20 protein-coding genes and 1 tRNA gene are annotated in these 17,956 nt (G+C 64.8%); 9 read left to right on the forward strand and 12 right to left on the reverse strand.

Annotated elements, in window-relative coordinates; genetic code table 11:
- Positions 1 to 59: 59 nt before the first annotated feature.
- From HZZ16_RS19805 to HZZ16_RS19815, 3 genes are all read right to left on the reverse strand, one after another.
- Entirely contained in the window at positions 60 to 1,199 is a 1,140-nt protein-coding gene (locus HZZ16_RS19805) for an amidohydrolase/deacetylase family metallohydrolase (RefSeq protein ID WP_197950777.1), read from the reverse strand.
- 127 nt (positions 1,200 to 1,326) lie between these two features.
- Positions 1,327 to 2,466: a DUF2252 family protein gene (locus HZZ16_RS19810; protein WP_197950779.1), complete on the reverse strand. Its 1,140-nt coding sequence runs from the start codon at positions 2,464 to 2,466 to the stop codon at positions 1,327 to 1,329.
- Positions 2,467 to 2,698: 232 nt separating this feature from the next.
- Positions 2,699 to 2,775, reverse strand: a tRNA-Arg gene (locus HZZ16_RS19815).
- A 141-nt stretch (positions 2,776 to 2,916) separates the two neighbouring features.
- On the opposite strand from HZZ16_RS19815, the gene HZZ16_RS19820 reads away from it, so the two are divergent.
- A complete protein-coding gene (locus tag HZZ16_RS19820) occupies positions 2,917 to 3,270 on the forward strand; it encodes a VOC family protein (protein WP_197950781.1) in 354 nt (117 codons plus the stop codon).
- Positions 3,271 to 3,396: 126 nt separating this feature from the next.
- The gene (locus HZZ16_RS19825) at positions 3,397 to 3,690 is read left to right on the forward strand and encodes a GYD domain-containing protein (protein ID WP_197950783.1); all 294 of its coding nucleotides are present in this window, start codon (positions 3,397 to 3,399) and stop codon (positions 3,688 to 3,690) included.
- 69 nt (positions 3,691 to 3,759) lie between these two features.
- On the opposite strand, the gene HZZ16_RS19830 is transcribed toward HZZ16_RS19825, so the two are convergent.
- Genes HZZ16_RS19830 through HZZ16_RS19840 form a run of 3 tightly spaced genes read right to left on the reverse strand, consistent with a single transcriptional unit; the run spans position 3,760 to position 5,800 of the window.
- On the reverse strand, positions 3,760 to 4,716 hold the full coding sequence (locus HZZ16_RS19830) for a tripartite tricarboxylate transporter substrate-binding protein (RefSeq protein WP_197950785.1): 957 nt from the start codon (positions 4,714 to 4,716) through the stop codon (positions 3,760 to 3,762).
- A 47-nt stretch (positions 4,717 to 4,763) separates the two neighbouring features.
- A complete protein-coding gene (locus tag HZZ16_RS19835) occupies positions 4,764 to 5,135 on the reverse strand; it encodes a cupin domain-containing protein (protein WP_197950787.1) in 372 nt (123 codons plus the stop codon).
- 26 nt (positions 5,136 to 5,161) lie between these two features.
- Entirely contained in the window at positions 5,162 to 5,800 is a 639-nt protein-coding gene (locus tag HZZ16_RS19840; RefSeq protein ID WP_197950789.1) for an RraA family protein, read from the reverse strand.
- A gap of 288 nt (positions 5,801 to 6,088) precedes the next feature.
- Between HZZ16_RS19840 and HZZ16_RS19845 the strand changes: the two genes are divergently transcribed.
- Positions 6,089 to 6,712 carry a hypothetical protein gene (locus tag HZZ16_RS19845; RefSeq protein WP_197950791.1) on the forward strand — a complete coding sequence of 208 codons (624 nt, stop codon included), beginning with the start codon at positions 6,089 to 6,091 and terminating at the stop codon, positions 6,710 to 6,712.
- A gap of 219 nt (positions 6,713 to 6,931) precedes the next feature.
- Here HZZ16_RS19845 and HZZ16_RS19850 read toward each other — a convergent pair whose 3' ends face one another.
- Positions 6,932 to 7,135 (reverse strand): hypothetical protein, encoded by a 204-nt coding sequence (locus HZZ16_RS19850; RefSeq protein WP_197950793.1) that lies wholly within the window; start codon positions 7,133 to 7,135, stop codon positions 6,932 to 6,934.
- Positions 7,125 to 8,159, reverse strand: a complete 1,035-nt coding sequence (locus HZZ16_RS19855) for a 2-dehydropantoate 2-reductase (RefSeq protein ID WP_197950795.1) — start codon at positions 8,157 to 8,159, stop codon at positions 7,125 to 7,127. The genes HZZ16_RS19850 and HZZ16_RS19855 overlap by 11 nt, the downstream gene beginning before the upstream one ends.
- 160 nt (positions 8,160 to 8,319) lie before the next feature.
- Here HZZ16_RS19855 and HZZ16_RS19860 point away from each other — a divergent pair, with 160 nt between their 5' ends.
- Together HZZ16_RS19860 and HZZ16_RS19865 are read left to right on the forward strand one after the other, a co-directional pair.
- Positions 8,320 to 8,889: a YidB family protein gene (locus HZZ16_RS19860; RefSeq protein ID WP_197950797.1), complete on the forward strand. Its 570-nt coding sequence runs from the start codon at positions 8,320 to 8,322 to the stop codon at positions 8,887 to 8,889.
- Positions 8,890 to 8,917: 28 nt separating this feature from the next.
- A complete protein-coding gene (locus HZZ16_RS19865) occupies positions 8,918 to 9,190 on the forward strand; it encodes a GlsB/YeaQ/YmgE family stress response membrane protein (RefSeq protein WP_197950799.1) in 273 nt (90 codons plus the stop codon).
- Positions 9,191 to 9,414: 224 nt separating this feature from the next.
- Here HZZ16_RS19865 and HZZ16_RS19870 read toward each other — a convergent pair whose 3' ends face one another.
- A complete protein-coding gene (locus tag HZZ16_RS19870; RefSeq protein ID WP_197950801.1) occupies positions 9,415 to 10,200 on the reverse strand; it encodes an SDR family NAD(P)-dependent oxidoreductase in 786 nt (261 codons plus the stop codon).
- Between the two features lie 246 nt (positions 10,201 to 10,446).
- Between HZZ16_RS19870 and HZZ16_RS19875 the strand changes: the two genes are divergently transcribed.
- The 3 genes from HZZ16_RS19875 (at position 10,447) to HZZ16_RS19885 (ending at position 13,691) form a co-directional block, all read left to right on the forward strand.
- A complete protein-coding gene (locus tag HZZ16_RS19875) occupies positions 10,447 to 11,511 on the forward strand; it encodes an acyl-CoA dehydrogenase family protein (RefSeq protein WP_197950803.1) in 1,065 nt (354 codons plus the stop codon).
- A gap of 16 nt (positions 11,512 to 11,527) precedes the next feature.
- Positions 11,528 to 12,688 carry an acyl-CoA dehydrogenase family protein gene (locus tag HZZ16_RS19880; protein WP_197950805.1) on the forward strand — a complete coding sequence of 387 codons (1,161 nt, stop codon included), beginning with the start codon at positions 11,528 to 11,530 and terminating at the stop codon, positions 12,686 to 12,688.
- Between the two features lie 190 nt (positions 12,689 to 12,878).
- The gene (locus HZZ16_RS19885) at positions 12,879 to 13,691 is read left to right on the forward strand and encodes an enoyl-CoA hydratase/isomerase family protein (RefSeq protein ID WP_197950807.1); all 813 of its coding nucleotides are present in this window, start codon (positions 12,879 to 12,881) and stop codon (positions 13,689 to 13,691) included.
- A gap of 191 nt (positions 13,692 to 13,882) precedes the next feature.
- On the opposite strand, the gene HZZ16_RS19890 is transcribed toward HZZ16_RS19885, so the two are convergent.
- The 3 genes from HZZ16_RS19890 to HZZ16_RS19900 all read right to left on the reverse strand — a co-directional run bounded on the left by HZZ16_RS19890 (position 13,883) and on the right by HZZ16_RS19900 (position 16,788).
- Complete coding sequence (locus HZZ16_RS19890; protein WP_197950809.1) at positions 13,883 to 14,629, reverse strand: VOC family protein; 747 nt, start codon at positions 14,627 to 14,629, stop codon at positions 13,883 to 13,885.
- Between the two features lie 2 nt (positions 14,630 to 14,631).
- Positions 14,632 to 15,420: an enoyl-CoA hydratase gene (locus tag HZZ16_RS19895; protein WP_197950811.1), complete on the reverse strand. Its 789-nt coding sequence runs from the start codon at positions 15,418 to 15,420 to the stop codon at positions 14,632 to 14,634.
- 162 nt (positions 15,421 to 15,582) lie between these two features.
- Positions 15,583 to 16,788, reverse strand: a complete 1,206-nt coding sequence (locus HZZ16_RS19900) for an ABC transporter substrate-binding protein (protein WP_197950813.1) — start codon at positions 16,786 to 16,788, stop codon at positions 15,583 to 15,585.
- 333 nt (positions 16,789 to 17,121) lie between these two features.
- Between HZZ16_RS19900 and HZZ16_RS19905 the strand changes: the two genes are divergently transcribed.
- Positions 17,122 to 17,922: a thermonuclease family protein gene (locus tag HZZ16_RS19905; RefSeq protein ID WP_197950815.1), complete on the forward strand. Its 801-nt coding sequence runs from the start codon at positions 17,122 to 17,124 to the stop codon at positions 17,920 to 17,922.
- Positions 17,923 to 17,956: the final 34 nt, after the last annotated feature.

Raw genomic sequence — 17,956 nt, forward strand, 5'->3', positions numbered from 1 at the left:
ATGCCGACGGCGAGATCGACCAGCGCAAATCGATCGCACTCGTCGGCATGTAGCGATCGTCAATTCGGATGCCACCAGCGGCCGCCGACGACGACACCTTCGGACACGATCTTGCGATTCCCCGTCAGGTGCTCGCCAACGACGTCTTCGTAGTCGAACTGGCCGCGGCTGACCGATATCAGCGTGGCGTCGCCGACGCTGCCGGGCTTGAGGCTGCCGAGCTCGGGACGTCGCAGCGCCATCGCCGCATTCACGGTCGACGCCGCGATCACATCCGGCAGCTCCATGCCCATGCACAAGAACTTCGACATGGTCGTGACCTGGTCATAGGCCGGGCCGTCGATGCAAAGCTGATGGATGTCGGAGGAGATGGTGTCGGGATAGAAGCCGTTGGCGAGCATGGCGCGCGCGGTCTTGAACGCGAACGAGCCCTTGCCGTGGCCGATGTCGAACAGCACGCCGCGCTCGCGCGCCTCGAGCACCGCCTTCTTCACGGTGCCTTGCGCCGTCGCCGGCGTATTGGGGAAAGGGCGGAACGCATGGGTCAGCACGTCGCCGGGACGCAGCCGCGCCAGCACCTCCTCATAGCTCGGCGGCGGATGGTCGATATGCGCCATCAGCGGCATGCCGACCTCCTTCGCGACCTCGAGGGCGATGTCGAGCGGCACCGCGCCCGACGTGCCCGACGAATGCAGGCCCACGCGCACCTTGATGCCGACGATGAGATCGCGGTTGGCATCGGCCACCTCGGCCGCCTCGATCGGATTCATCAGGCGCAGCTCCTCGCTCTCGCCGACCATGATCCGGTGCGAGAAGCCGAAGATGCCGGCATGCGAGACGTGCAGATAGGCGAGGATGCGGACCTGGCTCGGCTCGATCACATGCTTGCGGAAGCCGGCGAAATTGCCCGGACCGGCGCTGCCGGTATCGACCGCCGTGGTAACGCCAGAGAGGCGGCAGAACTCCTCGGCATCGATGCCGAGCGAGGTGCCGCCCCAGTAGACATGGGTGTGGAGATCAATCAGTCCCGGCGTGACGATATAGCGCGCCACGTCGCGCACCTCGGTGCCCGGATCGGCCTTGAGCCCGGTGCCGATGGCCGCGACCTTGCCGCCGGCAAAGGCGACATCGGTCACGGCATCGAGCTTCTGCGAGGGGTCGACCACGCGGCCACCGCGCAGGATCAGGTCAAAAGGCATCGGGGTCTCCGGATTTGGGGGGTATTGCAGGGGGCCATACGCCGGGGCCACCTTCCCGCCTATAGCAAATCTTGCACCAACCAAGCAAAGCGCCGGGACGATCCCGAACAGGGCAGGCTGATATCGATCAGCCGTACTTGCGCCACTCACCGAAGTCCTTTTCAACGAACGCGGCGGCAGCTTTTGCAGCGGCATGAAGCCAATCGCGATCGCGCTCGTCCAGGTCATCGGTGATCTTCTTCGACGTGCCCGTCGCCGCGTGAACGGCGCCGACCTCGAAGCCCATGGCGTAGAGCAGCTTGAGCTCCAGCCGCATATTTGCGTGATCACGAAGATTGATCTTCCGCGAATCGGGGGCGATGCGCCGGATCATGAAGCCGCTTTGACGTTGAACCGCCAGGTGCGGATCGGGAGCCCGATACAGACCGCGCGCGAGCTTCAGAAATCGAGACTTGCCCTGCATTTCATGGGCCCAGTCCCAAGCCGACGGCACCAGGGCCTTCGCCTCCCTGACGACCTGGCCACCGCGCCAGTCGGCGACGGCGACGAAACGCGGGCGGCCCAAACTGCCGGCTCCTGCCGAACGTGTGCCGAAGTGACTGAACGAGGCGCCGCGCGGCAGATTTTTGCGGAGCGCCGCGGCGACGGGAGGCGGCGCCGGCAGCGGCATCCCCTTGCGGCGGTATTGCTTCACTTCGTCCCAGAACTCCGCACGCTCTTCGTCGGTGCACGCAACGAACTTACGCATCCAGCTTGCGTCTTCATCCAGAAGCGAGGGCCTCGGATGCTGGAGACCGTTCTTGTAACCGTAGAGAATCGCCTTTGCGGCGTCCCCATTCCCGATGTGGGTCATGGTCCGCCCTTTCTTTTTCTTCGCCTTGGGTGCAAGCCGGGCACTTGCCGCGAGGCGCACGAGATCGAAGGGATAGGGAATGCTCGCAGCCTCATCGAAATCGTTGACACCCCAGACGAGGCGTCCCTCAGCATCGCGCCAGGTCCCGAAATTCTCGATATGCATATCGCCCACGGACAACACGCGCGGCGCCCCCCTCAGGTCCGGGCACAGCGCTTCGATACACCTCGCCCAGCGGAAGAAGGTTGCGCGAAGGAAGACGAACGGATCCTCCTTCATCTTCTTGTGCTTCTCCTCGAGATCAGGCTCGACGACCCTGCATTGGGAGCGCAGCCAGCGCTCGAACGCTTTGTTGTCATCCAGAAAGGAACGCGGCTCGAGCCCGCCGCTCCCATTTGGCGTTTGCTTGATCACGGTGAGAGCTTCCTGAAGCGAGTAGTGATGCTGTGCCGGGCGCTGAATATTCAATTACAAAGCGAACAGGATAGTCCCGCAGCTACCGTTCGGCCAGCCCGGACGATACGACCTCGCCATCGGCAGCGGCGGGGGCGACTGGCGAAACACGCGGGCGAAGCTGAAGGATGGGGAAGATGGACGCAAGCGCGCCTGTGCGCACTCAACAATCACGTCAACCATCTGAGATAACTGGCGATCCCGGGAAGACTCGAACTTCCGACCTACGGTTTAGGAAACCGCCGCTCTATCCGGCTGAGCTACGGGACCGCGGAACCCGGAGCTGCGGGTTCGGCCCCCTCATAGCAGAGCAGGATGCGGTTCGCCAGCCGCAAGGCGGACGAGATCATCTGCAGGCCGAGCAAGGCGCCCGTACAATGCGCCCAGGTCCCTCTTGGCGGAGCAGCCCACATGATCGAGAGCATCAGCGCCATCACGCTCGGCACCCATGACATGGCACGCGCCGTGCACTTCTACCGCTCGCTCGGATTCGAGCTTCTCTATGGCGGCGAAGCCGCAGCATTCACGAGCTTTCGCGCCGGCAGCGGCTATCTCAACCTGACGGCGCAGCCGGACGACAAGCGCTGGTCCTGGTGGGGCCGCGTCATCTTCCATGTCGCCGATGTCGACGCCACCTACGAGCAGGCGCGCGCGGCGGGATGGCAGCCGTCGACCACGCCGCGTGATGCGGAATGGGGCGAACGCTACTTCCACCTCACCGATCCCGATGGTCATGAACTCAGTTTCGCCCGCCGGTTGTCATGACCGGATAAGTCGCAGTCGCTGACGTTCCCCAGCGTGCAAGTAGCGCTGTCTCAGCCACTGTGGCAAGCTGGGCGCGGTTTCCTCAAGCGAGAATTGCATCTGGATTCCTAACCAGGGAGGACGACCATGGTGACCTATGTCGTGCTGGGAAATTTCACTGATCAGGGAGTCCGCAACGTCAAGGACTCGCCGAAGCGGGCCGAGGCCTTCAAGGAGATGGCCAAGACGTTCGGCGTGACCGTGAAAGAGATCGTCTGGACGCAGGGACGATATGACGTTGTGACCGTTATCGAGGCTCCAGATGAGGCTGCCGCGATGTCGCTCAGCCTTAGTCTCAGCGCACTCGGCAATGTCCGCACCGAAACGCTGCGCGCGTTTTCGGCAGCGGATATGACAAAGATTGTTGGCAAGATGCTCTGACGCTCAGGCCCGCGCGAGCGCACCGGACCTGCCACCAGACCCGGGATGGCAATCCCGGGCAGAGGCCTCTCACGCCTTGATGTTGTTGTCCTTCACCACCTTGCCCCAATAGGCGACCTGCTTATCGAAGAAGGTCTTGAACGCGGCGCCGTCCTGGAGCAGCAGCGTCATGTGCTGGGTGTCCTTGAGCTGGGCAGCGGTCGCGGGCTCGCTCAGGATCTCCTTGGAGGCTGCCGCGAAGGCTGCGACGACGTCGGGCGGCGTGCCTGCAGGGGCGAAGATGCCCCACCAGGCCAGCGTCTCGAAGTCCGGGAAGCCGGCCTCGATCGCGGTCTGCGTGTCCGGCAGGGCCGGCAGCCGCTCGCGGCCGAGCTGCAGGATCGGGCGCAGCATGTTGGTGCCAAGCTGGGCGGCGACCAGCGCTGCCGATCCCGCGATGAGATCGACATGGCCGCCGAGCACGTCGTTCATGGCCGGCCCGCCGCCGCGATAGGGCACGTGCATGATCTCGACGCCGGCCTTGCTGCCGAGCACGGTCATGGCGAGATGGCCGAGCGTGCCGATGCCGACCGAGGCATATTTCACCGCACCGGGGCTCGCCTTGCAAGCGGCGACCACGTCGGCAAAGCTCTTGTAGGGGCGGCCGGCGCCGGCCGCGATCACGTAAGGTGCGGTGCCGATCAGCAGCACCGGCATCAGCTCGCGCTCGACATCGACCGGCGGCTTGTCGAGGATCGTCGGGATCACCGCGTGGGAATCGAACGTCACCAGGAAGGTCGAGCCGTCGGCCGGGCTCTTGGCGACCTGCGCCGCACCGAGCGCACCGGCCGCGCCCGATTTGTTCTCGACCACCACGATGCGACCAAGCTTGGTCTGCAGGTTCGTCTGCAGCAGCCGCGCCATGGCGTCGGTTGAACCGCCCGGCGGGAACGGCACCACCAGCGTGATTTTGCCGGCCTGCGCCATCACCGGCGTCAATGCGAGAATAGCCGGCGCGGCCAGCAGCGCCCGTCGTGTGATCGTCATGGTCCCCTCCCTTGTTGTTGCGCCCGGGTTTTGCTCTTTGGCGCCTCCTACGTCGTCCCGAAACCGGACCCCGCTTTCTTGTACTCTGGCCGAGGCGGACTGAAGATGTCCAGCACGCGGGCGCCGTCGGGACCGGCGCGCATGGTGTGCGGCACGTTCCCCGGCGTGCGCCAGAAATCACCCTTCTTCACCGGGATTTCCTCGTCGCCCTGGACGCGGATGGCGGAGCCGTCGAGCAGCACGCCCCACTGCTCCTCGGGGTGATGATGCAGCGTGCCTTGCGCATGCGGCGCCAGCGTCACCACCGACAGCATCGCCTGCTCGCCGGAGAAGATCCGCGTGGTCACGCCGGCGGTGAGCTCGCGGAACAGCCCGTCGCTCGCATCATCGAGATTATGAAACTCTTGCTTCTGGCTCACGCCGTCCTCCCCTTATGCACGCCAGATCAGGCCTTGCCGTAAGCGCCCTGGTAACGGCCCTCGCGGATCGCCTTCAGCGTCTCCTCCTCGCGCGCGACCTGGACGCGCACGGCTTCCAGCAGGGCGGCCGCGCCGGCAGCGGGAAACGACACCACGCCATCCTCGTCGCCGACGACGATGTCGCCAGGCGCAATCACGCTTCCGCCGATCGTCACCGGCACGTTGATCTCGCCGGGACCGTTCTTGTACGGACCGCGATGGATCACCGCGCGGGCGTAGCAGGGGAAGTCGTCGGCCGCGAACGCCGCGACATCGCGGATCGCGCCATCGATGACGTAGCCTTCGGCTTTGCGCCATTGCGCGATGTTCTTCATGATCTCGCCAACCAGCGCGCGCGTCTCGTCGCCGCCGCCGTCGACCACGAGGACGTCGCCGGGACCGACGAGATCCAGCGCGCGGTGGATCGCGAGATTGTCGCCGGGGCGGGTGCGCACGGTGAAGGCCGTCCCCACCAGCTTGCCGCCGCGGTGATAAGGCCTCAGCCCCACTGCGCCGGGCAGCCGGGCGAGATTGTCCGAGATCACCGAGGTCGGCGCGTCCCTGAAACCCTCGATGATACTTGTTGGCGGCTTCGGCACGCTGCTCGCTGCAATGGTGATCGGCATGTCAGTCCTTCCGTGTTTGTCTTATTCAGCATGTGTCCGCTCGAAGGCCCGATCCGGAAGGCCGCCACTTCGCCTTCTTGGCATCGACCGCAGGGACTGAGGCGCTCGCAGCACGAGTGTAGCAGCCTGTCGGCAGGGCGCTGTGACTCCTGCGCCACGTCAAGCACAAAATGTCAGCATCGCAGCCCTGATTTTCCTGGGTTCCATGGGTGACAAGCCGGCAAGAAAGGGGCAAAAATCCGGCTCGACTCAGTTCGGGTTGCGTCTTGCAAGGAATGCTCTCTCAGAATGTCGGCCGTGGTCACATCGCATCGCGCGGCGCTGCTTCTCGTTGCCGCAGCAGGATTTTTCCTGCTGGCGCAGGGGCATGCTGAGGCGCAATGGTGGAAACGCGCACCTGTCGATTTCGAGGAATGCGCCGACGCCGCCGAGAAGGCCGCAACCAAGGCGGAGAAGACGGCCGCCCTTGCCGATTGCAACGCCAAGTTTGCCGGCCGCCGCAAGCCAGGTGGCGGCTATTCCTATTACGATTTCCTCCAGGATCGCACCTTCGACATCGCCGGCCCCAATCCGACGCCGGAGGAGCAGAAGAAGATCGACGAAGCCTATACGGCCTATCTCGCCAGGCAGCGCCGCAGCAACGAAGCGGCGCAGGCTACCGCGCGGCAGCAGCGCGAACAGCAGGAGCAACAGGTGCAGCAGCTGCAGCAGGTTGCGCTGCGGACCGACGTCGCGCGCGTGCCGGTGCCGGTCGAGCGGCCGAAGGTGCAGCAGGCCGCAGGCGCGAGGCCGAAGGCTGCGCCTTGCGCCAAGGGCTCGTTCTCCTGCGAATGGCCGCGGCTGTCCGAAAGCTTGAACGACCTGAAGAAGCTGTTCAGCCCGACGCCGAGCAAGCTCGCGAAGAAGGGGTGAGTTTCCTCGGCTTCATTCTGCTGCCGCGGCAACTTCGCTGTCGTCCCGGACAAGCGCGCCTCAAGCGCGCGTAGATCCGGGACCCATAGCCACCGAATCGAATTTGGCGAAGACTCGGAGTTACTAGCCTCGCGCCCAACTACATCCTATGGTTATGGGTCCCGGATCGGCGCGCGCTTTTGAGCGCGCTTGTCCGGGACGACAGCCGAGTGTGTGGCTTCAGTTCGTGTGCTTCTTCTTGCCACGCTTCGGCTTGACCACCGGCGCTATTGTCGTCGGCGAAGCACCCAACTGCGACCTGCTCTCCTGCAACCGCCTGTCGTAGCCGGGGGAGTTCAAGACCGTCGGCGGCCTCGCAAGGGCGAGCGTCGATGCGCCGCAAAGCGCGGCAAGCGCGAGCCCGATGATCAAGCTATGTTTCATCGCGTCCTCCTTGCGCTCCGGCCGACCCCCGAATCTGCCGCGGCGTCATGCGGAGCGGACCGTTGCCGGCCGCCTCGGCTTCCTTGATCAGCGCAACAATGCGGCGCATCAGCGGCACGGCTACATGGTTCTGCTCGGCGAGCGCGATGACCGCGCCTTGCAGATAGTCGATCTCGGTCTTGCGGCCCTGCTTCAGATCCTGCCACATCGAGGAGCGCGCCTCGGGATCGATCTTCATGGTCCGTCCGAGGATCGCGCTGAAGATCGCATCGGGCAGCCGCAGCAAGGCCGGAGACCAGCTCATCGGGATCGGCGTCGACGACACCGGCACGACGCCGGCGGCCTTCAGCGCGGCCAGCCCTTCCGCCATCTGGTCGGCGAACAATCTTCGCCAGTCGCGGTTCGCCAGTTGCGCGGCGAGCGGCATGTCGGACAGCGCGCTCAGCGCGTTGTTGAGGTTGATGATCAGCTTGCCCCATTGCACGCCTGTGATGTCGCGGCTTGCGCGCACGTTGAGGCCAGCGACCGAAAGCGCCGCGGCCGTATTCTCCGGATCCTCTCCGACGTGGATGGCGCCGGAGGTCGAGCGGTGGAAACGGCCATTGCCCATCGCGATCACGTTGAACGGAACCATGCCGGCGAGCACGTGGTAGCCACCGAGCCGCTCGCGCAGCACCGCGACATTGCCGATGCCGTTCTGGAGCGAGATGATGACGGCATCCTCAGGCGCATGCTGCGCAATCTGATCGGCGACAGCGGCGGTGTCGGCGCTCTTCACCGTGACCAGCACGATGCCCGCGCTGTGGAAGATCGAAGGGTCTTCCGACAGCGCCAGCTGGCCGGCGCCGAGCTTTTTCTCGGAGCCGTCGAAATCGGTCAGAAGCAGGCCGAACCGTTCGATCTCGCTCTTCACCCGCGGCCGCACCAGCAGCGCGACGCGCCGCCCCGCCGCGGCCAGCATGCCGCCGACGAAACAGCCGATGGCACCGGCGCCCGCCACCACGATCGGTCGATCCGCAACCACTAAGCTTGCTCCCTGAATGAACGGCCTTCGATAGCAGAGGCGAGGCCGACAACCAATCGGTGCATCTGACTTGTAACGGTCATGACCGCCCCATATGTTTTGGCCCCGGGGGCAGTCAGCGGCGAGCGCTCGCTTAACGAGAACGCCAAAGGAGAGCACCATGGGTCTACTCGACGTCCTCAACGGCATGCAGAACGGCCCGCGCGGTCCCTCTACGCCGAGCTCCGAGAAATCCTCCGGCGGCATGTCGCCAATGACCATGGCGCTGCTCGGCCTGCTCGCCTGGAAGGCATTCAAGCATTTCACGACCAGCCAGTCAGGCTCGGCGCCGCAACCGTCACCATCGCCCGCACCGCCGCCGGTGAACGCGGGTGCAGGCGGCGGCAGCTTGAGCGACATGCTCAAGGGCGGCCTCGGCGGCCTGCTCGCGGGCGGCGCGGCCGGCAGCATTCTGAGCGGCGGGCTCGGCGATCTCCTCAACCAGCTGCAGCAGAGCGGCCACGGCGACACCGCCAGTTCCTGGGTCGGCAAGGGCGAGAACAAGCCGATCGCACCGGGCGATCTCGCCAGCGCACTCGGCGCCGACCAGATCGAGAGCCTGTCCGCCCAGAGCGGCCTGTCACGCGAAGAGCTGCTCTCCGGCCTCAGCCAATATCTGCCTCAGGTGGTCGACCATCTGACGCCGGATGGACGGCTACCGACCGAGAACGAACTCTCGGGCCGGATCTGACGGCAGCCTGAGCAAGGGGAGCACACTCATGAGCATGGGCGGCCTGTTGTGGATCATCCTCGTCGGCTTCGTCGCCGGCCTCATCGCCCGCTGGCTGGCGCCGGGGCCGAACAATCCGAGCGGCTTCATCCTCACCACCATCCTCGGCATCGCCGGCGCATTCCTGGCGACCTTCGTCGGCCAGGCCATCGGGCATTACAGCCCCGACCAGGGCGCCGGCTTCATCACGGCGACGATCGGCGCGGTGGTGGTGCTGTTCATCTGGCACCGGCTGGTGTCGAGTGGCGTGATCAAGGGGTAGTCACTGTCACGTTGTAGTGCGACCTATCAACCAGCTCGGTGGTCGTCCCGGACAAGCGCGCCCTAAGCGCGCGCCGATCCGGGACCCATAGCCCACAGGGAGGAGTTTGGCGAAGATTGACAACTCCGAGTCTTCGCCAAACCTCTTCCTGTGGTTATGGATCCCCGCCCCACGTGCGCAATTGCGCACTAGGCGGGGATGACAACAGAGAATGCCGCGCGAGCTCACGTCACCAAATGCATCCCCGCATCCATGCGCACGACCTCGCCGGTCATGTTGCTGGAAGCCGGCAGCGCCAGGAAGCAGACGAGCTGGGCGATGTCCTCCGCCGATGATGCGACCTTCAGCGGCACCTTCGCCACGACGCTGTCGCGCACCTGCTTGGCCTGCGCCTCGCCACGGCCCTTGGTGAACCAGGGCGTATCGATGTAGCCGGGGCAGACGGTGTTGACGCGGATCAGCGGCGCCAGCGCGCGCGACAGCGACAGCGTCATGGTGTTGAGCGCACCCTTGCTCGCGGCGTACGCAATCGACGAGCCGACGCCGCTGATGCCGGCGACTGAGGAGACGTTCACGACCGCAGACGGCCGCCCAGAAGCCTTGGCGGCGGCTTCAAGCAGGCTGCGCGCCGCGCGCACCATCTGGAACGGGCCGATGGTGTTGACGCCGTAGACCCGCTGGAAGTCTTCCGCCGACAAGCCATCGAGATCGGCGTGAGCCACATGCTTGGTGGTGCCGGCATTGTTGACGAGGATATCGAGCCGGCCCCAGCCGCTCGCCACTGCAACGATCTTGCGGCAATCCTCATCCTTCGAGACGTCGCCCTGTGCGACCAGCACCTCCGCGGCGCCCGCCTTGCGGCAGGTCTCGGCCGTCGCCTCGGCTTCCTTCTGGCTCGACGAATAGTTGATGACGAGCCGCGCCCCGCTGCGGGCGAGAATTTCCGCAGTCGCTGCACCCAGCCCGGATGCGGACCCCGTCACGATTGCGCACAAGCCCTCTTTTGCCATCCGGATTTCCTTCCCCTGTATCTGGTGTGGCGTCCTGTTTAGCGAGTTTGCCGCGCCCTGCAAATCGAACAAACTCCGCTAAGCGGAATTAGCATTTCCTGAAGCCTGGCCCCATGCCGGCGCCGCAGATGGGCCTGCGATCAACGCTTGTCAGGGCCATGGCTTTTTCCGATCATCGGGCGCAAGAAGAGACTGCGCACTGGCCGATCAGACCGGACGCGCCAATGGAAAGATACGGGGAACGCTGTGGCGGAGAGTGACAATATCGTCGTCGAGACCGCGGAGAAGATCTTCGCTGATCTCGCCGATCCGCAAACCATCAACAACGACAAGACGAATTCCTGGCAGGCGCCGCTGTGGCAGGCACTGAGCGAAGCCGGCCTGCCGCTGGCCTGGGTGTCGGATGATCTCGGCGGCTCGGGCGCGAGCCTCGCCGACGGCTTTGCGCTGCTGAACGCTGCCGGCCGTTTCGCAGTCGCGGTGCCGCTGGCCGAGACCATGCTGGCGGGATGGCTGCTGGCGCAGGCGAAGATTGCTTCGCCCGAGGGCGAGATGACGGTCGTGCCGGCGTCCCCGAAGGACCGCATCGCCCTCGATGCCGACGGTGCGCTCTCCGGCCGTGCGCGCGGCGTGCCCTTCGCCAAAACGGCGAAGCATTTTGCGGTGCTGGCGCACGGCAAGGACGGTGTTTCCATCGCGCTGATCGACGCCGCGAAGGCGCGGATCGAGGCCGGGCTCAACGTCGGCTACGACCACAGCGACACCGTCACCCTCGACAAGGTCCGGCCCGTCGCCATCAAGCTCGCGCCGAAGGGCTTTGAGCAGACCCATCTGATGCTGATGGGCGGCGTCGCGCGCAGCCTGCAGATCGCAGGCGCGCTGGAATCGATGCTCGACATTTCCGTGCGCTATTCCAACGAACGCGTCGCCTTCGAGAAGAAGATCTCGAAATTCCAGGCCGTGCAGCACAATCTCGCCCGCCTCGCCGGCGAATCCGCCGCGGCCCTCGCGGCGGCGACGTCCGCCGCCGACGCCATCGCGAATGCAAGATCGTTCAACGACGAGATCTATCTCGAAGCCGCCTCCGCAAAGATCCGCTGCGCGGAAGCTGCCGAGAAAGGCGGCGGCATCGCGCATCAGGTCCATGGCGCGATCGGCTTCACCATGGAGCACATCCTGCACCGCTATTCGCTGCGCGCGCTGGCCTGGCGCGACGATTTCGGCTCGGAAAGCTACTGGGCCGTCGAGCTCGGCAAGCTCGTCGCAAACCGTGGCGCCGACGAATTGTGGCCGCTCGTGGCATCGCGCTGATCAGGGGACGACCACAATGACCGCTGCCCTCCGTTTCGATCCGATCCGCCTGCCCGAGAAGTGCGAGCAATTGCGCAAGGAAGTCCGCGCCTTCCTCGCCGAGGAGATCGCCGCCGGCACTTTCGATCCGCATAAGCCCAACCGCGAAGACACCGACGCGCCGGAATTTTCCCGCCGGGTCGGCGCCAGGGGCTGGCTCGGCATGACCTGGCCGAAAAAGTATGGCGGCCAGGAACGCTCCTTCCTCGAGCGCTACGTGGTGACCGAGGAGATGCGCGTCGCCAACGCGCCGACGCGGCGCTTCTTCGTCGCCGACCGCCAGAGCGGGCCGGTGCTTTTGAAATACGCGCCCGAGCACATCAAGATGGACATCCTGCCGCAGATCTGCCGCGGCGAGATCTGCTTTGCCATCGGCATGAGCGAGCCGAACTCCGGCTCCGATTTGTTCGCGGCGAAGACGCGCGCGACCAAGACCGACGGCGGCTATCTCATCAACGGCACCAAGATCTGGACCTCTTCGGCGCATATCGCCGACTACATGATCGCGATCTTTCGGACCTCGCCGCCGACCAAGGAGAACCGCCGTCACGGCCTGACCCAGTTCCTGGTCAAGATGAAGCAGCCGGGCATCAAGGTGAACCCGATCGGCCAGATCACCGGCCAGTACGAGTTCAACGAGGTCGTCTTCACCGATCACTTCATCCCCGATGACCATGTGCTCGGCGAAGTCGACGGCGCCTGGAAGCAGGCCACGAGCGAGCTCGCCTATGAGCGCTCGGGTCCCGAGCGCTTCCTCGAAACCCATTACGTGCTGACCGAGCTTGTCCGCGCGGTCGGCCCCAACCCGGACACGCGCAGCGCGGAAGGAATCGGCCGCCTGGTCGCGCAGCTCCACACCATGCGGCGCATGTCGGTCTCGGTTGCCGGCATGCTTGAAGCCGGCAAGGAGCCGGTGGTCGAGGCGTCCATCGTCAAGGACATCGGCACGATCTGGGAGCAGCAGCTGCCGCATCGCGTGCGCGATCTCGCCGCTTTCGTCGAGGAGACTGCGACCAATCGCGAGACCTTGGAGCGGCAGCTCGACTTCGCGATCAAGACCACACCAAAGCTCACCATCCAGGGCGGCACCACCGAGGTGCTGCGCGGCATCATCGCCCGCGGATTAGGTCTGCGCTGAATGGGATCGAAACTCTGGCCTCGCGCTCCGTCCACCTCTCCCATCGGGAGAGGTCGATGTGCGTCAGCAAATCGGGTGAGGGGTTTTGCTCTCACGAGGGACCGCAGCCCCTCACCCGGCGCTACGCGCCGACCTGCATGGGAGAGGTGGTTCTTCGCTACGGACGCATCGAGATGTTTGGAGACTATCTATGAGCACCTATCAAGATATCGGCGTCGAGAAGATCGGGCATGTCGGCACCATCGAGATCCGCCGTCCCCCGCTCAACTTCTTCGACATCTCGCTGATCAACCAGATCGCGGACGCGCTTGACGAGTTCGACCGCGACGTCGAGATTCGTGCGTCCGTGCTCTCCGCGCAGGGGAAGGCGTTCTGCGCCGGTGCGAATTTCGGCGATCCGGCGCGGCAGGCCCAGGAGGCCCGCGAGGCCGAGAAGAAGGGCGATCCGGCCGACAGTCTCGGCCCGATCAACCATCTCTACATCCAGGCGGTCCGCATCTTCCGCGCCAAGAAGCCGATCGTTGCCGCTGTGCAGGGCGCGGCGATCGGTGGCGGGCTCGGACTTGCAGTGTCGGCCGATTTCCGCGTCACCTGTCCTGAAGCGCGCTTCTCCGCAAATTTCACAAAACTCGGCTTCCATCCCGGCTTCGGCCTGACCGTGACGCTGCCGGAGCTGATCGGCAAGAACAACGCCGAGCTGATGTTCTACACCAGCCGCCGCGTCACCGGCGAAGAAGCCTACAAATGGGGCCTCGCCAACGAGCTGGTGCCGCAGGACCAGGTCAAGGCGGCCGCGATGAAGCTCGCCGGCGAGATCGCCGAATGCTCCCCGCTCGGCCTGCTCTCCACCCGCGCGACGATGCGCAAGGACCTCGCCGACCGCGTGATGGCCGCGACCAACCACGAACTCGCCGAGCAGACGCGGCTGCGCGCGACGGAGGATTTCAAGGAAGGCGTCAAAGCCACGGAAGAGCGCCGCGTGGCGAATTTCAAGGGGCGGTGATCGGGGCGATGAACGCTCTCATCTTCCTTCTCCCCTTGTGGGAGAAGGTGGCGCGAAGCGCCGGATGAGGGGTTATCTCCGAGGGCTCCACTGCAAGAGAGTTGCGCGCGGAGAGAACCCCTCACCCGTCTCGCCGCTTCGCGGCGAGCCACCCTCTCCCACAAGGGGAGAGGGGAAGCGCCGGCAAACCTCTAACTCACGCGGAACGTCACTCCGCCGAGCAAGAACTCATTGCCCGCAACCGCGAGGCCCTTTGCCTTGGCGGTATGCAGCACCTGCGCCACGTCAGTCACACGAAACTCCAGCGCACTCATGATCTCGCTGGCGCCCTTCACGAAGCCAAAGGTCGCGTTGGACAGTTTCAGTTCGGTGCCTTCAGGCGCAATGCCGATGATCCTGCCCCAATGCTCGGCCAGCCCTTGCGGATCCGGGCTCTGCATCTCCACCGCCGTCAGCGCCTGCGTCACATCCTTGCGGATGAACTTTTGCCAGTCCGGTCCGGCCGGAGGATACGGCCCGAGGATATCGTCGCTGCCTGCGGTGTGATTGAACTCGATGAAGGCGGCGCGGCAGTCGCGGGGGTGGAGCTGCACGCCGTGATAGGGCGCGTGGTCGATGACGTTGGCGGTGCGCACGCCGAGTGCATTGGCGTTGCGGCCGCGCGCGTCCGGATCGTCGCAGCAGAAGATCGCCATGTACCCGCCGCGGCCGCCGGTCTTCTCGATGAAGCGGCCGGCCGTGGTGCCGTCCTTGAACGGCGCGACCACCTCCAGCAGGATCGTGTCGACCGGGAGCAGCGCGTTCTCCAGGCCGTACTTGGCGACATTGCCGTCGCGGTAGCAGACGGAAAGGCCCATGATCCGACCGATGTCCGTGATGACAGGCTCGAGCTGCGGGGCGACCAGGCAGATCTGACGCAGCCGGATATAGGGCGCCATGGTCATGCGCCCCTAAAGGTCGGCTTGCGCTTCTCGACGAAGGCCTTGGCGGCCTCCTTGTGATCCTCGGTGTCGCCGCAACGGGTGTGATGGATCGCCTCGCCATCGAAGCAATCCTCCAAGGCCAGGTGCTCGGCATTATTGATGTTGCGCTTGATGAAGCCGAGCGCAATCGAGGGACCCTGCGCCAGCGACAGCGCGAGCTCGTGCGCGGCCGCGTCGATCTCGGCGTCGGGCACGACCTTCGTCACCATGCCGATGGCGTGCGCTTCCCTTGCCGTGAGCAACGGCGACATCAGATAGAGCTCGCGCGCCAGCGCGCTGCCGAGCAGCTGGGTGAGGAAATAGGTGCCGCCGTAATCACCGGAGAAGCCGACCTTGGCGAAGGCGGTGGTGATCTTGCAGGATTCGGAGGCGATCCGCAGGTCGCAAGACAGCGCCATCGACAGGCCCGCGCCGGCCGCCGCACCATCGAGCTGGGCCACGACGGGCTTCGGCATCTGATGCAGGATGCGCGAGACCTCCATGCCGCGGCGGAGATTAGCGAGCTTGTGCTCGAACGGCAGCGGCGCGCGCCCCTGAGCCATCGATTTGACGTCGCCGCCGACACAGAACGAGCCGCCGGCGCCCTTGAACAGCACCGCCCGCACCTCGGGATCATCAGCCGCGCGCCGTGCCGCCTCGACCAGCCCGGCGACCATCTCGGAGTTGAGCGCGTTCTTCCGCTCCGGGCGATTCATGGTGATGGTGAGCAGCCCGCCTTCGAGCTTTTGCAGGACCATGTCGTTCATGGGGACGTCTCCCTTCGTTGTTTTACTCTGTCATTCCGGGGCGCGCCCTTTGGCGCGAACTACGGTGCGCAATTGCGCACCTGAGCATCCATCCCTCGATCGTCACTGCCGCCCGATGGATCCCGGGTTCTCGCTACGCGAGCCCCGGGATGACGCTTCGCGTCACTTCTTCACCAGCGGGCAGCGCGACTGCTCCAGCGACTGGAACGCCTCGTTGCCGGGGACGGTGGCGAGCAGCTTGTAATCGTCCCAGCGGCCCTTGGACTCGGACGGCTTCTTCACCTCGAACAGGTACATGTCATGGATCATGCGGCCGTCCTCGCGGATCTTGCCATTCTTGGCGAAGAAGTCGTTGATCGGCGTCTCCTTCATCAGCTTGATCACCGCCGCGGCATCGGTCGTGCCGGCCGCCTTCACGGCTTTCAGGTAATGCGTGACGGAGGAATAGACGCCGGCCTGGGCCGAGGTCGGCACGCGCTTGGTGCGCTCCATGAAGCGCTTCGAGAATGCACGCGTGTCGTCGTTGAGATCCCAATAGAACGCTTCCGCGAGCAGCAGCCCCTGCGCGGTCTCGAGCCCGATCGAGTCGATATCGGTGACGAACGCGAGCAGCGGCGAGACTTTCTGTCCGCCCTTGGTGATACCGAACTCCGCCGCCTGCTTGATGGCATTGATGGTATCGCCGCCGGCGTTCGCGAGCCCGATCACCTTGGCCTTGGAGGCCTGGGCCTGGAGCAGGAAGGACGAGAAATCCGACGTGTTGAGCGGGTGGCGGACGCTGCCAAGCACCTTGCCGCCGGTCTTGGTCACGACGGCGCTGGTGTCCTTCTCCAGATCCTGGCCGAAGGCGTAGTCGGCGGTGAGGAAGAACCAGCTGTCGAGACCGGACTTCACCGCCGCAAGACCGGTCACATTGGCCTGGCCGTAGGTGTCGAACACATAGTGGATGGTGTAGGGGCCGCAGGCCTCGTTGGTGAGACGGATCGAGCCCGGCCCGTTGAACATGATGATCTTGTTGCGCGCTTTCGCGATCTCGCCGGCGGCAAGCGCGGTCGCGGAGGCTGCGACGTCGTAGATCATCTCGACGCCCTGATTGTCGAGCATGTCGCGGGCGATGTTGGCGGAGAGATCGGCCTTGTTGAGATGGTCGGCCGCCAGCACCTGGATCTTGCGTCCCAGCACCTCGCCACCGAAATCCTCGACCGCCATCTTCGCCGCAGTCTCGCTCCCGGAGCCGGTGATATCTGCATAAAGGCTCGACATGTCGAGGATGCCGCCGATCTTCAGCGGCGGCTTTTCCTGAGCCTGTGCGGCGCTCGCATTGAGGGCAAACGCGGCGGCAAAAATGCCGGACAAAATAGTCTTCATCGAAAACAACCTCCCTTATCGCGCCGTGCTCTGATGGCGGCTTGGTTATTGCTCTTGGGTTATTGCTCTTGGCTATTCGCTGTTGCCGCAATCATGCCGCATGCGCAAGAGCGCAGCAAGCGCGCGCTGCGAGGCAGATGAATGATCAATGCGCGCTTTCCGCAAAGCGGAATGCTGAGAAGACGGAAGATGTCTCGGCATCGTCAGTGCGAGGAGCTCTTGCGACGAAGCAATCCAGAATCCCTCCGAGGAGGCACTCTGGATTGCTTCGCTTCGCTCGCAATGACGGAGTATGACGAAACCTCTTCGCGCCCTACTACGCATGAGGTATGATTGCCGCGCAATGCAACCTCTCCGGATCACGTGACGCAACGGCTTCGCTTCATCGTCGCATGTCTTCTCGTCGCAAGTAGCTCGGCATTCGCGAGCCCCTGCCAGTTCGAGTCCCAAGGCGAAGGCCGCGTCGCTGCCATCGTCGATGCGCGCAGCCTGCGTCTCGATGACGGGCGCGAGATCCGCCTCAGCGGCATCGCGCCGACCGCGACCACGAAGCAGGCGCTGACCGCGCTGCTCGCCGGCCGCGACGTCATGCTGCGGAGCGCTGACGACACGCCCGATCGCTACGGCCGCCAGGGCGCACTGGTCTTCATCGGCGAAAGCGACATCTCGGTGCAGGCCATGCTGCTCGCCCGGGGCGATGCCATCGCCTCCGCCGAGATCGTGGACAAGGACTGCGCGGCCGCCCTGATGGCGTCCGAAGCCGCAGCCCGGCGCCAAAAAATGGGCAGCTGGGCTGACCCGTCGGCCATAAAAAACGCGGAAAGTCCGGACGATATTTTGGCGGAGATCGGGCGCTTTGCGGTAATCGAGGGCAAAGTCCTGTCGGTCCGGCAAGCTGGGGCAACGACCTACCTCAACTTCGGGCGGAACTGGACACGTGGCTTTGCCGTGACTATTTCAAAGCGCAATCTAGCGGCGTTCGAAAGCGCTGGTATGACCCTTAAGTCCCTGGAGAATCGGCGTATTCGCGTTCGGGGCTGGGTTGAGGGGAATGCGGGGCCACGCATCGATGTGCGTCTCGTGGGGCAGATCGAGTTGCTGGGCGCAAACGAGCCGACAGGGGTAAGGCCTTAAAACAGGCCAGGCACGGGTTAAGCGACGTGAATGG

It is taken from the genome of Bradyrhizobium glycinis, assembly GCF_016031655.1.
Classification (GTDB): domain Bacteria; phylum Pseudomonadota; class Alphaproteobacteria; order Rhizobiales; family Xanthobacteraceae; genus Bradyrhizobium; species Bradyrhizobium glycinis.

Coding starts and splice junctions, on each gene's coding strand:
- HZZ16_RS19890 (WP_197950809.1), bottom strand. CDS start 14,629: ATGGCGCCCTATATCCGGCTGCGTCAGATCTGCCTGGTCGCCCCGCAG.
- HZZ16_RS19900 (WP_197950813.1), bottom strand. CDS start 16,788: ATGAAGACTATTTTGTCCGGCATTTTTGCCGCCGCGTTTGCCCTCAAT.
- HZZ16_RS19830 (WP_197950785.1), bottom strand. CDS start 4,716: ATGACGATCACACGACGGGCGCTGCTGGCCGCGCCGGCTATTCTCGCA.
- HZZ16_RS19825 (WP_197950783.1), top strand. CDS start 3,397: ATGGTGACCTATGTCGTGCTGGGAAATTTCACTGATCAGGGAGTCCGC.
- HZZ16_RS19820 (WP_197950781.1), top strand. CDS start 2,917: ATGATCGAGAGCATCAGCGCCATCACGCTCGGCACCCATGACATGGCA.
- HZZ16_RS19845 (WP_197950791.1), top strand. CDS start 6,089: ATGTCGGCCGTGGTCACATCGCATCGCGCGGCGCTGCTTCTCGTTGCC.
- HZZ16_RS19885 (WP_197950807.1), top strand. CDS start 12,879: ATGAGCACCTATCAAGATATCGGCGTCGAGAAGATCGGGCATGTCGGC.
- HZZ16_RS19840 (WP_197950789.1), bottom strand. CDS start 5,800: ATGCCGATCACCATTGCAGCGAGCAGCGTGCCGAAGCCGCCAACAAGT.
- HZZ16_RS19870 (WP_197950801.1), bottom strand. CDS start 10,200: ATGGCAAAAGAGGGCTTGTGCGCAATCGTGACGGGGTCCGCATCCGGG.
- HZZ16_RS19895 (WP_197950811.1), bottom strand. CDS start 15,420: ATGAACGACATGGTCCTGCAAAAGCTCGAAGGCGGGCTGCTCACCATC.
- HZZ16_RS19850 (WP_197950793.1), bottom strand. CDS start 7,135: ATGAAACATAGCTTGATCATCGGGCTCGCGCTTGCCGCGCTTTGCGGC.
- HZZ16_RS19865 (WP_197950799.1), top strand. CDS start 8,918: ATGAGCATGGGCGGCCTGTTGTGGATCATCCTCGTCGGCTTCGTCGCC.
- HZZ16_RS19805 (WP_197950777.1), bottom strand. CDS start 1,199: ATGCCTTTTGACCTGATCCTGCGCGGTGGCCGCGTGGTCGACCCCTCG.
- HZZ16_RS19880 (WP_197950805.1), top strand. CDS start 11,528: ATGACCGCTGCCCTCCGTTTCGATCCGATCCGCCTGCCCGAGAAGTGC.
- HZZ16_RS19860 (WP_197950797.1), top strand. CDS start 8,320: ATGGGTCTACTCGACGTCCTCAACGGCATGCAGAACGGCCCGCGCGGT.